At 63.4% G+C, this 14,600-nt stretch carries 19 protein-coding genes, 1 tRNA gene and 1 riboswitch; of the genes, 13 read left to right on the top strand and 7 right to left on the bottom strand.

From position 1 onward, the window contains the following. Positions 1 to 184: 184 nt before the first annotated feature. On the top strand, positions 185 to 742 hold the full coding sequence (locus P6U25_RS15465) for a hypothetical protein (protein WP_407151998.1): 558 nt from the start codon (positions 185 to 187) through the stop codon (positions 740 to 742). A 216-nt stretch (positions 743 to 958) separates the two neighbouring features. After that, entirely contained in the window at positions 959 to 1,471 is a 513-nt protein-coding gene (locus P6U25_RS15470; RefSeq protein WP_407151999.1) for a hypothetical protein, read from the top strand. Positions 1,472 to 1,577: 106 nt separating this feature from the next. Here the strand turns inward: P6U25_RS15470 and P6U25_RS15475 are convergent, their stop codons facing one another. Then, the gene (locus P6U25_RS15475; protein ID WP_407152000.1) at positions 1,578 to 1,982 is read right to left on the bottom strand and encodes a hypothetical protein; all 405 of its coding nucleotides are present in this window, start codon (positions 1,980 to 1,982) and stop codon (positions 1,578 to 1,580) included. 247 nt (positions 1,983 to 2,229) lie between these two features. Further along, a riboswitch (ZMP/ZTP riboswitch) is annotated at positions 2,230 to 2,309 on the top strand. Positions 2,310 to 2,324: 15 nt separating this feature from the next. Between P6U25_RS15475 and P6U25_RS15480 the strand changes: the two genes are divergently transcribed. The 7 genes from P6U25_RS15480 (at position 2,325) to fabA (ending at position 6,596) form a co-directional block, all read left to right on the top strand. Next, a complete protein-coding gene (locus P6U25_RS15480) occupies positions 2,325 to 3,188 on the top strand; it encodes a bifunctional 5,10-methylenetetrahydrofolate dehydrogenase/5,10-methenyltetrahydrofolate cyclohydrolase (protein ID WP_407152001.1) in 864 nt (287 codons plus the stop codon). A gap of 142 nt (positions 3,189 to 3,330) precedes the next feature. Further along, the gene (locus P6U25_RS15485) at positions 3,331 to 3,810 is read left to right on the top strand and encodes a MaoC/PaaZ C-terminal domain-containing protein (protein WP_407152002.1); all 480 of its coding nucleotides are present in this window, start codon (positions 3,331 to 3,333) and stop codon (positions 3,808 to 3,810) included. 161 nt (positions 3,811 to 3,971) lie between these two features. Next, positions 3,972 to 4,265, top strand: a complete 294-nt coding sequence (locus P6U25_RS15490; protein WP_407152003.1) for a hypothetical protein — start codon at positions 3,972 to 3,974, stop codon at positions 4,263 to 4,265. Between the two features lie 189 nt (positions 4,266 to 4,454). Next, positions 4,455 to 4,832, top strand: coding sequence for a hypothetical protein (locus P6U25_RS15495; protein ID WP_407152004.1), 378 nt, complete (start codon positions 4,455 to 4,457; stop codon positions 4,830 to 4,832). Between the two features lie 120 nt (positions 4,833 to 4,952). Beyond that, complete coding sequence (locus P6U25_RS15500; protein ID WP_407152528.1) at positions 4,953 to 5,354, top strand: ACT domain-containing protein; 402 nt, start codon at positions 4,953 to 4,955, stop codon at positions 5,352 to 5,354. 69 nt (positions 5,355 to 5,423) lie between these two features. After that, positions 5,424 to 6,029: a TetR/AcrR family transcriptional regulator gene (locus tag P6U25_RS15505; protein ID WP_407152005.1), complete on the top strand. Its 606-nt coding sequence runs from the start codon at positions 5,424 to 5,426 to the stop codon at positions 6,027 to 6,029. A 36-nt stretch (positions 6,030 to 6,065) separates the two neighbouring features. After that, positions 6,066 to 6,596, top strand: coding sequence for a bifunctional 3-hydroxydecanoyl-ACP dehydratase/trans-2-decenoyl-ACP isomerase (gene fabA, locus P6U25_RS15510; protein WP_407152006.1), 531 nt, complete (start codon positions 6,066 to 6,068; stop codon positions 6,594 to 6,596). Here the strand turns inward: fabA and P6U25_RS15515 are convergent. Continuing rightward, positions 6,593 to 6,724 carry a hypothetical protein gene (locus P6U25_RS15515; RefSeq protein WP_407152007.1) on the bottom strand — a complete coding sequence of 44 codons (132 nt, stop codon included), beginning with the start codon at positions 6,722 to 6,724 and terminating at the stop codon, positions 6,593 to 6,595. The genes fabA and P6U25_RS15515 overlap by 4 nt on opposite strands. Positions 6,725 to 7,064: 340 nt before the next feature. On the opposite strand from P6U25_RS15515, the gene P6U25_RS15520 reads away from it, so the two are divergent. Both P6U25_RS15520 and P6U25_RS15525 read left to right on the top strand, forming a co-directional pair. Then, positions 7,065 to 7,883: a pentapeptide repeat-containing protein gene (locus P6U25_RS15520; protein WP_407152008.1), complete on the top strand. Its 819-nt coding sequence runs from the start codon at positions 7,065 to 7,067 to the stop codon at positions 7,881 to 7,883. Between the two features lie 378 nt (positions 7,884 to 8,261). Further along, positions 8,262 to 8,522 (top strand): hypothetical protein, encoded by a 261-nt coding sequence (locus P6U25_RS15525; protein ID WP_407152009.1) that lies wholly within the window; start codon positions 8,262 to 8,264, stop codon positions 8,520 to 8,522. A 56-nt stretch (positions 8,523 to 8,578) separates the two neighbouring features. Here the strand turns inward: P6U25_RS15525 and P6U25_RS15530 are convergent. Further along, a tRNA-Arg gene (locus P6U25_RS15530) sits at positions 8,579 to 8,655 on the bottom strand. A gap of 97 nt (positions 8,656 to 8,752) precedes the next feature. After that, a complete protein-coding gene (locus P6U25_RS15535; protein ID WP_407152010.1) occupies positions 8,753 to 9,031 on the bottom strand; it encodes a hypothetical protein in 279 nt (92 codons plus the stop codon). Between the two features lie 231 nt (positions 9,032 to 9,262). Between P6U25_RS15535 and P6U25_RS15540 the strand changes: the two genes are divergently transcribed. After that, a complete protein-coding gene (locus tag P6U25_RS15540) occupies positions 9,263 to 9,706 on the top strand; it encodes a hypothetical protein (protein WP_407152011.1) in 444 nt (147 codons plus the stop codon). A 17-nt stretch (positions 9,707 to 9,723) separates the two neighbouring features. On the opposite strand, the gene P6U25_RS15545 is transcribed toward P6U25_RS15540, so the two are convergent. From P6U25_RS15545 to P6U25_RS15555, 3 genes are all read right to left on the bottom strand, one after another. Beyond that, complete coding sequence (locus tag P6U25_RS15545; RefSeq protein WP_407152012.1) at positions 9,724 to 11,988, bottom strand: cation:proton antiporter; 2,265 nt, start codon at positions 11,986 to 11,988, stop codon at positions 9,724 to 9,726. A gap of 438 nt (positions 11,989 to 12,426) precedes the next feature. Continuing rightward, the gene (locus P6U25_RS15550) at positions 12,427 to 12,684 is read right to left on the bottom strand and encodes a hypothetical protein (RefSeq protein WP_407152013.1); all 258 of its coding nucleotides are present in this window, start codon (positions 12,682 to 12,684) and stop codon (positions 12,427 to 12,429) included. Between the two features lie 71 nt (positions 12,685 to 12,755). Further along, positions 12,756 to 12,983 carry a hypothetical protein gene (locus tag P6U25_RS15555; RefSeq protein ID WP_407152014.1) on the bottom strand — a complete coding sequence of 76 codons (228 nt, stop codon included), beginning with the start codon at positions 12,981 to 12,983 and terminating at the stop codon, positions 12,756 to 12,758. A gap of 634 nt (positions 12,984 to 13,617) precedes the next feature. Between P6U25_RS15555 and P6U25_RS15560 the strand changes: the two genes are divergently transcribed. Then, complete coding sequence (locus tag P6U25_RS15560) at positions 13,618 to 14,520, top strand: DUF427 domain-containing protein (protein WP_407152015.1); 903 nt, start codon at positions 13,618 to 13,620, stop codon at positions 14,518 to 14,520. Positions 14,521 to 14,600 lie beyond the last annotated feature (80 nt).

Here is a 14,600-nt window from a genome sequence, read left to right on the forward strand (position 1 = left end):
TTTCGGATCTTGGCGATTGTCTCGGCAGTGGCGCCCTTTGGTGGCCGTCCCAGAGGCCAGGGCGCCTTTCTGGCGTGGCCAGCGGGGTGAGGGCACGACGATGCGGATCGGTTTGGCGTCGTTTCGGAAGGCGGGCGCTGAACATTTCGGTGAACGAGGCCTTTGGGCCAGCTTGGCGCTTGCGATGATCGTCGTCGCCGGGATCGTCGCATGGCTCATGCTTCCGGAACCGAGCGATGCTGGTGACGATGACAGGTCTTCGTCCTCCACTATGATCGTCCCCGCGCAAAACGCTTCGAATGCAGCGCAGTCAGGCGGGACACAGTTGGCGGCAGTCCCATCACCGCCGGTCGCGGCCGCACCGGCCGAAGAGCCGGCTACCGTCGGAGTCGTCGCGGCGCCGCAAGCAGCACAAGACGCGAAGTCGCCAGAACCGGCATCCGAAAAGTCACCGCTCGACAGGCTGCGGATCGCATCGCAATCCTTTCGGCGAGGCGGGCTTGGCTCAAAGGCACTCGTCACCCTGACACTGCGCAACGCCAATGATTTCGCGGTGAAGGATGTCGAGATCGCCTGCGCCTTCGTCCGCCGTGACGGTAGCCCTCTGACCGAGCGCACGCGCGTCATTCCCGGCACCATCGCCATGAAGAGCCGGAAAACCTATACCCACATGCTAATCGGGTTCGTGAACATCAACGCAAGCAAGGCGAAGTGTTCTCTGGTGACCGCGAGCCGCCTGTAGCCAGATCCTCATCCCGAAAAAGTGACCACCTCAGGTGAACCATCGGGGACGATGAGGAACTAACTATAAGCTTGCCCGTTTCCACCACGGTCCGGCAACGTGGATGGCGATTTTCCAGGTGATCATGCGCAATGGATGAAGTCGGCGGGCGATGAGGGGTGTCGTCGTGCCAAGGCGATATGAACCGCGACTGATGTGCGCGGGGGAGCTGTCAAAATGCCAGTGGCGCGTTACTTCCTTTTTGTCGGCGGGGTTCTGCTTGCGCTGTTGTTCGTTGTAGCCTCAATCGTGCCGCAGGAGGACGTTGCTGCGTCCAACGACTTGTCGTCGCCGGATTTCGACAAGAGCGTGGTCCGCATTAGGTCAACCCAGAAATTGCCGGAGCGGGTAGTCTACGACACGAACCTGCCCACGATTGTTCCGCCGCAGGTGAATGCGGTCGCCGCGGTCATTCCGCCCGCTAAGGACATGACGACGGCGCATTCGCGCGTTCGCGACACCTTTGCCCAGTTCGCTTCGGCGGAAGGCAAGAAGGGTCAGGAGGCGAAGCCGGCTGAGCAGCAGGCCCAGTCGCATGCGCCGAGGAAACGCCGCGTTGCCCGGGCCCGCCCGCCGAGCCAGTTCCAGCAACCGCGCATGGCGCCACCGGGCATGTTCCAGCCGTTCCGGATGGCCCAGCAGCAGCCGCGCGGGTTCTTCGGCGGTTTCGGTGGTTTCGGCACTTGGTAACTTAGCCGCAACCTGAGCCGCGCCGCCCGGCAATGGCGGCGCTCCACTCGATCCATCAAATTTGCAATTGTGCTTCGCCAGTCACTGCCTGCGGCGACGAATGCAATCAACGCGGCAGCTTCGGAATCTTGTCAGCAAAGCCGTTGTAGCAAGTCAGCCGCTCGTCTTCTTCCTTCACGAAGCGGCAGTCGTTCACGCCCTTGGCCGGGGTCGCCTTCGGCTTCGGCTGCGGCTTGAAGATCTCGTCGTAGCAGTTCAGCCGCTCTTTGGTGCCGTCGTCGACGTCCTGGCAGGCCTGCAGCTTCTGCGCGGCCGATTGCGGCTTGCCGGCGGCAGCCTTCTCGCCCTTCTTGCCAGCCTGCTTCTTGCCGACCTGGACCAACGGCTTGTCGCCAACCATCGGTGGTTGCGAGGCGGCTGGCTTGGCCTCGTTGGGCGGCGACGCGGTGGTACCCTGGGCAAGCGCGGCAGCCGGGTACAGGAGCGCCAGCGCGAGGATGATCTTTTTCATGTTGAAAACGTCCGAAATGGCGTGGTGACCAGAGGAAGACGCCCGGGGTGGGAAAAACCGGGTGTGCCGTGACTATCGCAAGTTCCGCTCAAATCCTACCCCCGACTTGACCCTCTGCCATGGCGTCCACCGGGAATCCGGGACGACGGCCGAGCCCACCCTTCGGCCGCGATCCAGGCGGCGCGGCCTTCCGTGGCTTGCGAAGGCCTGCCGCCATTGCCTTCGCCGGACCGGCCGACTATAAGCCGACCATCTGCGCGACTGGCGCTTGGATGGATGACCATCGGGGAGCGCAGAGGCTGAACGCCGCGCGCCTGGGCACCGCTTCGAAACGGAGGTGCCATGACGGCGAACATTCTCGATGGGCACGCGCATGCCCGCATTGTCATCGACAGCATTGCAGACGAGCTCGAGCGGCTCCCCCGCGTGCCGGGGCTCGCCGTTGTCCTGGTCGGCGACGACCCGGCCAGCCATATCTACGTCCAGAGCAAGATCAGGATGGCCGGGCGGCTCGGCTTGCGCGGCGAGGTCGAATTCCTGCCGTACGATGCCGGCGAGGCCGAGCTGCTTGCGCGGATCGAGACGCTCAACGTGCGCGACGATATCGACGGCATTCTGGTTCAATTGCCGCTGCCGGCGCATATCGACACCCTGCGGGTCATGGCCGCGGTCGATCCCTCCAAGGATGTGGACGGCCTGCACGCTCTGAATGCCGGTCGCCTGTTCCATGGTGACGACGCGCTGGTGCCCTGCACGCCGCTTGGCTGCTTGCGGCTGATCAAGTCGATCCAGAGCAATCTCACGGGCTGCCATGCCGTGGTGATCGGAAGCTCCAACATCGTCGGCAAGCCGATGGCTGCGCTGCTGCTGAAGGAGCACGCGACCGTGACGCAGACGCATATCCACACCCGCGGCATCAGCAACATCTGTCGCCAGGCCGACATCCTGGTGAGTGCGGCGGGGAAGGCCGGGCTGGTCCGCGGCGACTGGATCAAGCCGCAAGCCATCGTGATCGACGTCGGGACCACGCGGGTGGAAAAGCCGGAGGGCGGCTATGTGGTGCGCGGCGACGTCACCTTCGATGAGGCGGTGCAGGTCGCCGGCGCCATCACGCCGGTGCCGCGCGGCGTCGGTCCGATGACGATCGCCTGCCTGATGGAGAACACCGTCAAGGCCGCAAAGGCGAGGGCCGCGCGGTTGCAATAGCGTTGCCGCAAAGTTCGGCGCGCGATCCACCTCGCGCGTCGTCTTCGAAGTTGTCGGCGCGCGCAGGCGATTCATGACCTCTCAGGTAATGGAAAGCCGTCGGCCTTGCTCTATCGTCGCAATCGAAACGAGGAGCTCTGCAATGCAGTACGCGGAAGATCTCACCGAGGGCCAGACATTTCAGCTCGGTACCCACACGATCGACGAGGCCGAGATACTGGAGTTCGCCCGGAAGTACGATCCGGTGCCGATCCACGCCGACCCCGCAGCGGCCGCGGCGGGCCCGTTCGGCGGTCTGATCGCGAGCGGCTTCAACACTATCGCGATCTATCAACGCCTCGTCGTGGAGGCGATCTGGACCAAAGTCGCCGGCATCGTCGGACGGAGCCTCGAGATTCGGTTGCCTCGTCCAGTTCGTCCGGGAGCCACACTGACCGGCCAATCGCAGATCCAGAAGATCACGATCAGGCCGGAGCGGCGCGACGCCGTTGTGATCTTCAAGACAGAACTGGTCGACGATGAGCGTCGCCCGGTTCTCGTCCTGGTGCTCGATGCACTCATTCAGCTCCGACCGGCCGAGGGCGCGCCGGCGCACCCCCAATCGTCGGCGTCAGCGACCTAGACCTGCACTGCAGCCACTCGGAACCTGTGGGTCAGACGTAGTCAATACGTCGCGCGCGGGAACATTTCGATGCGGGATCGGTTCGTAACACCGTGCCTCTGAGGAAGAGGGTGAAAAGGGGGAAATCCAGCCAAAGCCGAAGCAGAAAAGAGGAGCAGCGCATGAAGCTGAGTTCCACGCAGGTGAAACAAACGATGACGCAACTCGATGCCCAGGTGCTTCCCGAGGATCATCCGGCCGTCGCACAATTGAACAGCGTGTTCGGTGATCACACGTTCTTCGTCGACAGAAGTGGTCTTAAGGTTCTCGAACCCGCCGAAGCGCCCGATATGCAGGGACAGACCGGTGAAGTCGTGAGCCTCGCCGATTGGAGCGATCCGGAGCTCACAAGTCTTCGGCCGCACGAGCCGGAACCGACCGGCGTGCTGATCACTCTCGAGCCTAGCAAGCACTGACTGCTGCAGAGATGGCGCCGCGACCGGTTGCTTGAGCGCGCCGTTCGCGGGCCTATGCAGCAATTCGACGTCTCCATTGCCGTTAGTGCCGATCGTCACATCAAGAGATGGCGAAAGTCACATGGCAAATCAGCCAGGCCTGCGTATGCATCGATTCCAGATGCAGCGTATCCAGGCGAAGAGGGGCAAATGGGGAGCGTGCGGCGCTGGACCTCTGTTGAGGACGAAAAGCTCAGGGAGCTCGCCAAGGCCGGCAGGAATGCCCTTGAGATCAGCAACGAGCTGACCCGCAGTCCTTCAGCCGTACGCCGCCGCGCCGAAGTTCTGTCTGTTCTCATCGTCGCGAAAGCCTACCGGGCACGCCCGTCGCATGTCGCGACGCATCTCGAGCGCGTGGCGATCGACGCGATCCGGAATCGCCGCCCGTTTCCCGCCGGCGTCGGCCCGAGCACCATCGCAGGCATGATCGAGAAGGGATGGATCGTCCCGGAGGGACCTGCGGGACGCAAGTACCGCGTCACCGACGACGGCGACGAGGCGGTCCGCCGCAAGATCCCGAGCAACTGAGACCACTTGTCCAGAGCGCCGGGCGCAGCAGTCCTGCGCAAGGCCTCCTCTGTCGCTATTGTGGCGGCGGCGGCGTCGACGGATAGAATGGCGCAATTTCCCGAAATGAAGGGATGCGCAGTGGCCGGCGAACGCAATCTCGAGACCTTGTTGCGGGACATGAAGCCCGAAATGCAGGACGGCATTTTCGTGTTTTGCGCAATTTCCGCCGACATGGATGTGCCAGTCGGCATCAAGCCGCTGCTGATCTTTCGCGAACAGGAAGCAACGACCCTGGTGATGCGGAAAGAGGAGGCCGAACGCGCCGGGCTGCATTACCAGTTCGCCTCGCGCCTCCTGACCTTGACCGTGCATTCCTCGCTTGAAGCCGTCGGCCTTCTCGCCGCGGTGTCGGGTCGCCTCGCGGAGGCCGACATCAGCGTCAATGCGGTGTCGGCGGTCTACCACGACCACCTGTTCGTGCCCGCGCATCGGGCCGATGAAGCGCTCGCGCTTCTGCAGGGAGCGGCCGACAGGGACTGACCTTCGTCCTTGACATCTCCTCTGGTTTGTTGAATTGAATTCAATTCAGTAACGCAGACAGGAGAATTCGTGGCTGGCGTAGGGACGCGAGAGAAGCTGATCCGCGCGGCTGAGGAGGAGCTGGTTCGGGGCCACGGGCACCTGGAGATGCAGGCCGTCGCAAAGCGGGCGCGCGTCTCGGTCGGGCTTGCCTATCATCACTTCGGCTCGAAGGCCGGTTTGATCGCCGCCGTGGTCGAAGACTTCTACAACCGCCTCGATGAGGCGGCGTTCAGCGGCGCAAGGCTGCCCGCGGAAAGCTGGACGGCGCGGGAGCGGGCGCGGATCGGCGCCTATGTCGCATTTCACTACGCCCATCCGTTCGCGCCTCTGGTCATCGGGACGCTGAGCCGCGCGCCCGAAGTGGTGGATGTCGAGGCCGCCTTCACCACCAAGCAGCTTGCGGCGGGGGCGCTCATGCTCGAGGTGGCGCAGCGCGACGGCATCGTGCCCGGCGACATCGAGCCGCACCTCACCATCGCGCTGATGATCGGCGGCATCCGCCAGGCGCTGATCGGCAGCCTGACGCGCCAGCCGCGGCCCGATCCGGGAAAACTGACCAACGACATCTGGGCCTTCATCGCCGCGGCGCTGCGCCTGACCGCGGAGGCCGCCGCTCCGACCAAGGAGACCTGATGTTCAGCCGCCGACAACTTCACGAAAGGCCGTGTCTTGTTCAACCCGCATGATTATCACGCGCCGCAATCATCCTACACCAAGGAGGATCTGCTCAGATCGAGCGCAGGCGGCTATTTCGGCCCGGGCAACGCGCAGTTGCCGGCGCCGCCGATGCTGATGATGGACCGCATCACCGAGATCAGTGCGAACGGCGGCGAATTCGGCAAGGGGCGCATCGTGGGCGAGTTGGACGTCTCGCCGGGCCTCTGGTTCTTCGATTGCCACTTTACCGACGATCCGGTGATGCCGGGATGCCTCGGGCTCGATGCCATGTGGCAGATGATCGGCTATTGGCTCGGATGGTCGGGCTCGCCGGGCAGGGGCCGGGCGCTTGGCGTCGGCGAGGTGAAGTTCAGGGGGCACGTCACGCCCGACGTCAGGCGCGTGCGCTACGAGGTCGACATGCGCCAAATCAGGAGGGGGCGGCTGGTGCTCGGCGTTGCCGACGGTCGCGTGCTCGCCGACGGTACGTGCGTCTACGTGGCGAGGGACATGAGGGTTGGGCTGATCACGTCGGCGGCCTAGCGCCACGCGATCGTCTGATGATGCAAAACAGCTTTGTGGGCTGGCGCGGGTCCGATCGTGGCCCACACCACCGCCGCGATCGCGACAGCCGCCAGGAGGGCGCCGCGCAGCGGATGGTCGTCCTTCATGCTGCGCCCAGTCAGATCACGTGGTCGAGTTTCCGCATCTCTTGCAGGCGAGCCAGGCAATACTCTCGATATAGCGCGTTGATGAAATCCCACATGACCCGATTCCCCTTTGCTGCAACTGAGGTAAGTTGGGCCGGATTTGTTTCAGGCTGATTTCGCGGGCCTGGAAAATGGTTTCGTCCGGTTTGGGTGGAGCGGGCAGCTTGCCTTCGGATGGGACAGTCTCGGCATTGCCAGGAACATGGTCCGGTTTCATACTCCCGCATCATCCGGCGCGACGCCGCGACAACTGTAAAATGCGGGCGACAACGCCGGATGACCGGAAAGCGGAGGGACGGCGATGCTGTTTCGTCTCGCACTTGTCGTTGTGTTGATGGCTGCGCTGCTGGGTGATCCTATCGATGCCGCGGCGCAGGGCATGTTGAGCAACGTCGACCTCAACAGTCCCGACATGTCGACGGCGGAGATGACGCGCGCCGAGGTCGAGGCGCTGCTCAAGGCGGCGCCTCAGGACGGCGCGGGCCAGCGCTCCGCAGATTTGCAGGGCAAGCGACTGTCTCATCTCGATCTCTCGGGGCTCGACTTCTCCGGCAGCAACCTTCGCCTCGTCAAGCTCAACGGGGCCAGCCTGAAAGGCGCACGCTTCGATCGTGCCAATCTCAACCAGGCATGGCTGATCGACGCGGATCTGACCGGGGCGTCTCTTGCAAACGCATCGCTGCTCGGCACCCAGATGCAACGCGCGAAGCTCGGCGGCGCCGATTTGAACGGCGCACGCATCACCGCGGACCTTTCCGGTGCAACCTTGATCGGGGCCAGGCTCAGTGGCGCCGATTTGAGCGCAGACATGCGCAACCAATCGATGGGCCTGATGCGCGGCGTACTGAAATCCGCCGATCTCGCTGGTGCGGATCTGAGCGGCGCCAATCTCTCGCGCGTCGATCTCGAATTCGCACAGCTCCAAAACGCCAATCTGGCGAATTGCAACCTCGGCCACGCTGACCTTGCGGGAGCCGACTTATCCGACGCTAATCTCGCAGGTGCTGATCTGACCGAGACCGACCTTGCCTCGGCCCTGTTGCCGAGCGCAGCCGCGCTGCAAAAGGCCAGCAATCTGGACAAGGCCTTGAACTTGAGCCTGGCGCGGCATCACCCCTGAGGGTTATCACCCTGCGACTAGGTTTGGCCGGTCGCTCCATGCCAACGCGATCGGTTCCATTGCCGCGATTGCATCATAATTAATACACAACCAAACCAATCGCGCGTGTTGCTGTTCCCGCAAAACCGTTTCAGGCTGAACGTTCCTCGGCGGCCGGTGGTGCACGCCCTCGGACACTGGCCTCGTGTGTGTGTGTCCGCCGTCATATCCGAGGAATCTTGCTTGCCGCGACCTCATGATCGCGACCGAGGCTCGGCAAGTGTCACTCCACGTCAGTGGAATTTGAGAGCCCGCGCTGGCCAAGGGCTCGAAGCGGCGTCCTGGCATCGTTCCCGCGAGGGTGCGGCTCATTTCAAAAAGAAGAAGGAGACCACAGCGATGACAGAGCCGACCAACAAAGAAGTCGCTGACCTCGCTCGCAAGCTGATCAAGCTCATTCTGCGCGAGCACCCCGTGACCGACCCGCGCGTGACGACTGTGACAATGGTGAGAGCACTGATCGCGGTGATTATGACGGTCGGCGAGATAGCCGGTATCTCGTCACAGGCGATCGCCATGGAGTTTGAATTTGCCGCGCACAATCTTCGTAACGGCAAAGTGCTGCATATCGGCCCCGGAGTGGATGCAATCCGTCGATAGCCGCATGCCCAAGCACAAGACGAGCAGGCTTTGGAGTGCCCGGTTTTGCTCCGAAATGGCGCGCTCGGAGAGATTCGAACTCCCGACCCTCGGAATCGAAATCCGATGCTCTATCCAGCTGAGCTACGAGCGCGTTGAGGTCGCTTAGCAGACCTGAGCCCAAACGGCCAGCGATGGTTGGCGGCATTTTCGGGCGATCTGGCGGCAGGATTGCATGACGCGAACGGAGCTCACTCGCAGGGATGCCGGCGGTGATCCTGGCCGATATAGGCGGCCGCGCTCTGATAGCACTTGTTGCTGGAGGGGCCGTCGTAATAGGCGAAGCGGCCGGGCGTTGCGCCGGGGCCGTAATTGTGCAGATAGCTGATGTGGTAGGGCAGGCCCCGATGGACGTGGTGTCGGTAATGGTGATGCCGATGGTGCGGGTAGATCGAGAGGTCGGCCGCGACCGCCGGGGCAACCGCAAGGACGGCGACGGCCGTGGCTGCGAAAAGCTTCAGTCGGGTCATTGGCGGCCTCCTGACATCGCGCGGGAAACGGCATTTTCGGCCGATCTGCCATCTATTTAACCCGGAATCAGGCGAAAAGCTGCAGGGAATCGGTCACATCGCGCCAAATTTCGCCGCTTTGCGCATGCTTAACGGATTGCCAACACAGTCCGGCCAGAGTCTTGCGGCCAGGTCCGGCTGTGGGCCGACCCTCCGCCGATATTCTTTGGGCACTTCGGTTTCGAACATTCGATGCGCATCACGCCCCTTGCCCTGCTGTTCCTCGTTCTGCCAGCCGCGCCTGCGCGGGCCGATCTGCACATCACCCGCGATCATGGCGGGTATGTCGAGGAGTACAAGGCCAAGTACAAGCGCATCCGCGAGCGCGGTGAGCGGGTCATCATCGACGGCATCTGCAACTCGGCGTGCACGCTGGTGTTCGGCATCGTGCCGATGAACAAGATCTGCGTCACCCCGCGGGCGAGCCTTGGCTTCCACCAGGCCTATTACGACAAGGCCTTCACCTTCGGCATCAAGGTCACCAGCCTCGAGGGCACCTCGGACCTGATGTCCTATTACCCCACCTCGGTGAAGGACTGGATCCGTCGCAACGGCGGGCTCACCACCGAGATGAAGAAGATCAAGAACGGGCCCGAGCTCTGGAAGATCGTCGATCCCTGTCCGGACGATTGGTAGGGCACAGGCGTTCCGGGCTAATCCTTCTGCCTGACCTCGCCATCCGACACCAGCAGCACCGACGCCTTGGACTTGTCGAGCACGGCCGCGGCGACGCTGCCGAAATTCAGGCTGTCGCCCCTGATGCGGTCGACGCCGATGACGACGAGATCGGCACCGGCAGCCGCGATCTCCTGCAGGATCGCCACCTCCGGCGCCGCGTTGGCACGCAACGTCGTGGCAACCCGGACATCGTAGCGCGCGGCGGTCGCCGCGATGTCCTTCAGGATCGCTTCCTCGCGCGCCAGCGACATGCTGGCGCCGGTGCGGCGCGCCCCCTTGTCACGCGTGGTCGAGACATAGACGATCTGCAAGGGCTCCGTGCCGAGCCGCGCCAGCGCGATCGCCACGTCGGCGCCGCGGCGCGAGACATTGCTGCCCGATACCGGCACCAGGATCTTGCGGGCGTTGGTGGCCGGCTCCTTGCGGTGGACGCCCTTCGCGGCCGCGATTGCGAGCGGGCCTTCGAAGCCTGAGGTCAGATCATCGATCCGCTTGGCGAACCCGCCGTCGCGGCCGATGACCTTGTCCATGCCGACCACGAGCAGGTCGAAACCCTTCCTGGCTTCCTCGGCAATCGCCTCCGCCGCGATCTTCTCCGGTGCGCGGGTGAGGACATCGACATCGCCGCCGCCGTCAGGTTCGGCCTCGGCGCTCGCCCTGGCCGCGTTGATGACCGCTGTCTCTGGGCTTTCGTCCTTGTTGCGCTTCTTCTCCTGCCTGCTGGCGCGCGTGCCGACATGCAGCACCGTGATCGGCAGGCCGCGTCCGCCGGCGAGGAGACCTGCGAGCTGCGCCGCGAACTTGGCGTTGATGCTCTCGTCGACCGCGAGCAGCAGCCGCTCGAGATTGGCGACGAAGCCGCGCTGCTCATACTCCTCGCGCTCCAGGCGTTCCTTCTCGTCCTTGCCGAGCGGAAGCCGGGCCAGCGCGCCGCGCAGCATCGGCGGCATCGCCATCGTGGTCAGGATCGCCATGGTGACGATCATCGAGAACATGGTCTGGCTGAGCACGCTCATCGAGAGACCGATGGTCGCGATGATCACCTCGGTCGAGCCGCGCGCGTTCATGCCGCTCGCCAGTGCATAGGATTCCTTCCACGTCAGCCCGCCGAACGCGCCGCCGACGAATGCGCCGCCGAATTTGCCGATGCTGGCGATCAGCACCAGCGCCGCGGTCAACAGCAGCAGCGACGGATCCTTCAGCACGGTCAGATCGGCGCTCAGCCCCGCGAGGCCGAAGAAGATCGGCATGAACAGGCTCGAGATCAGTCCGCGCAACCGCTCGTCGATCTGCCGGGTGAGGATCGGGGATTCCCCGACCAGGACGCCGGCGACGAAGGCGCCGAGCACGGTGTGGACGCCGATCAGATGCGTGATCATCGCCATCGCGCTCATCAGCAGCAGGATGACGGTGATGACCGCCGCCGAGCTCACCAGATTGTCGTTGGCCCAGCGGATCAAGCGAAACACCAGCCGCCGGCCGATCGTGAAGCTGACCGCGAGGAAGGCCAGCGTGCCGAACAGCGCCTTCGCGACCGACAGCAGATCGAGGCTGCCGCGCGAAGCCAGGCTGAAGATCATGGCAATGATGATCCAGCCGATCGTGTCGTCGATGATCGCGGATGCGACGATGATCTGGCCGACATTGCGCCGCATGAAATTCATCTCGCGTACCACGACGGCGACGATCTTCACCGACGAGATCGAGAGCGCCGTGCCGAGGAACAGCGAGGCGATCAGCCGTGCCTCGGGATGCGGCAGCAGGCTTTGCGGCAGCGCCTGGCCGAGCGCAAAGCCGCAGACGAACGGCACCGCAATGCCCGCGATCGAGATCGTCACGGCGGCGCGACCGACCCTGCGCACCAGCTTGAGGTCGGTCTCCATCCCGGTCAGCAGCAACAAGAGCAGGATACCGAACTGCGCGATGCCGTCGATCAGCGCCTTCTGCTCGCCCGATGACGGAAAGATCGCGGCCTGCGCCGACGGCCACACCCAACCGAACAGCGACGGGCCGAGCAGCAGGCCGCCCAGCAACTCACCGATCACGGAGGGCTGGCCGATCCGCTGCATTAATTCGCCGAATCCGCGTCCGATCGCGATCAGCAGCGCGACCTGAACCAGAAGAGTGAATTCGGATGCGTGGCTCGCCTGACCGCCCTCGGCGTCGGCGGCCGTCACCGTCGCAAGCAGAATCACTGCCGTCCAGATCGTCGATTGAAGCCGCCCCCAACGGATCAGCATCGTGTCTCCGATCACATGATTTGCGTTCTGCGGGCCGCTTGGCCCCATCTCAAGCCTCTGGTCAACGCACCGGTTCCAAAAGCGATCCGTGTTGTCGCCTGTCATGGGGCGTGCCGGCTTGGAACCGTGCCAAGGCTAATCCGTTTTGTTTTCATGATGTCAGATGACCCGATAGCTATGGGCTAGGCCGGCGGTCCACGTGCGGCCATGCCCGCATGAATGGAGCGCCGCGATGTCGACACGAACCAATCTTTCGAAAGCTGAGCTTGCACGCAGCGCCGCTGGTGCCGCGTCGGCCCTGGTGCTGTGTGGGTTTGCCTTGTTCATTGCCGCCCATCACCTGAGCGGCGGGTAGAAGCGTATCGATCGGGCGCGGCGAATCCGGAGGGCGAGGACGCGCGCATGGCACGCGCGTGCGACCGTGAGCGGGCTCGCCCTCTACCCGTTGTCGGCAGATTTGGGATCAGGCTTGGCCGCCGCATCCTCGTCATCGTTCGCCGATGTCGGACACACGGTCTCGAATCTGGACCGGCTGAAGCGGCCCAGGCCGCCCAACTCGTAGTAATCGTCTCGCTCGTGAACTTTGGTCACTTCGTAGACGTGCCCCAGCGTGAGCGTGTTTCGCTGCAACGTGTTATCGACACAGCGAACGCGGAAGATCTTGCCGGTTTCGATCATGCCGTCATCCTCGGTCATTGGCTGGCTTTGATCGTCGGCGCGGCACGGTCCCGCGCGGGCGATCGGTGACCCCGTTGCAATCGCAGGGATCACGAATTCCGTTTCGGCGGCGTCCGGCGAGATGCCGGATCAATCTCTTCGGCTTCGCCTGACACAAACCTCATCTGATAACCGGCCGGCAGCACCTGACCGGCCGTTTCGTCCGCGACCGGAACGTCAAGAATGAGCCCGGATATCAGCGCATGTTCCCAAGCTTCCTTTTCCGTCGGAAAGGCCTGGTCGATTTGTCGATCGCGATCGAACAGCGCGTAGGGCATCCTTGTCGTTCCCGAGCATCAACATCGATCGGAGGAGGTGTTGCAGGTCGTCCCGTGCAACATCACCAGAACGCCTGTCCCGTGCAGGCGTTCCTAGCCCTAAGGCCTCGCCGGCGGATGCCGTCGCGCGCTGGGCTCATATCGGGATTGCACGATCGCGCTACGTTCAGGGCGACCGTCTTCAGGATGTGATCTGCAAATCTTTCGCGAGCTGGCGGCGATCGCTCGCCGATGTGTCATCCGGTTCGCCGCGACTGAAGGCCGTACGATCGCGTTCGCTACTATTCGCGAGAGCAGGGGCCGCACTGTCCGAAACATGCATTGCTTCCTTGAAGACAAATCGGCGTGAATGACGTGGCATCAGCTTCGCTGGTGGGCAGGTGTGTCGATTGTCAGCATCGGTTCTGTTCGGAGCGGAGAGGCGGCGACGCAACGGCCAGCTCCTCGTTTTCGCCCGTGCTCGCCGACGTCCAGGCCTCGCGCGAGCAATGCGTCGAGTGCCCCAGTTTGCGTCCGGCCCAGCGTTTAGACGGGCGAGCTCCAAAGCTGGAATCGAAGGTCGACACCTTGTTGTGGAACTTTTCTACAGGATCTGCGTTCCAGAGCCTCGATCATCGAACCTATGGGGGAGAGCGTGGGACTGTCCTGGCAGCAAGGCCCGCTCTCACCGGGGGCAATCGGCCGCTTTCTGGTGCCCGAACCACTACCCAAGAAACTCTTGTACATTGAGCGGTTGCGTCGACGCATGCGGGTGCGCTTCGGGGGAAGCTGGATCGCCGACAGTGAGCATGTCCTCCTGCTGTTCGAACCGGGCCGCTATCCGGTTGCCTATTTTCCCGAGGCCGACATTTCTCCACACGTGCTGGAACGGACCGAGCATACCACCCAACATCCCGATCTCGGGGTCACGTCCTGGTACAGCGTCCGGGCGGATGAGCAACACATCGCCAGGCGAGGAGCATGGCAGCATACCGGGCTGCCTGCCCACGCGAGCGAACTGCAGCAACGCGTCGCGTTTGCCTGGCGGGCCATGGACGCCTTCTACGAGGAGGACGAACGGATCGTCGGCCATGCCGCTGATCCCTACCACTGCATCGACATTCGCCAGGCCTCGCGCAACCTGGTGGTCAGACACCGTGGTAGAATCATCGCCGACACCAAGCGGCCGTTGGTTCTCTACGAGTCCGGCTTCGCACCGCGCTGGTATGTTCCGCGAGCTGACGTCGATGAGTCCGCCCTCATTCCGGAGAAACTCCAGACGTTCTGCCCGTACAAGGGGCTCTGCAGCTACTACTCCATCGATGACGCGCGTCAGGCGGCATGGTCGTATCTTGACGCTTACCCCGAGGTCCGTCGCATCTCCAACATGGTATCCTTCGAACCGGAGGTCGTCGCGGTACATCTCGATGGAACGCAGCTCCATCTTGAGCCGGGGCAGACAGTGGTGCCGCACGGCCCTGATCGCAACCTCGACGTCGCTGAGGTGGTTCACGAGCGAGCACCCGGCGGTGGGCCTGCAGCGGCTCCGAGCGGCTAGGGCATGATCCGGAAAAGTGTGAAGCGGTTTTCGACGTGAAAGGGCTAAAGTGCGATGATGATTCAACGCAATCTCATCGC

The sequence above is a fragment of the Bradyrhizobium sp. ORS 86 genome (genome assembly GCF_045571475.1).
In the GTDB taxonomy this organism is placed as follows: Bacteria; Pseudomonadota; Alphaproteobacteria; order Rhizobiales; family Xanthobacteraceae; genus Bradyrhizobium.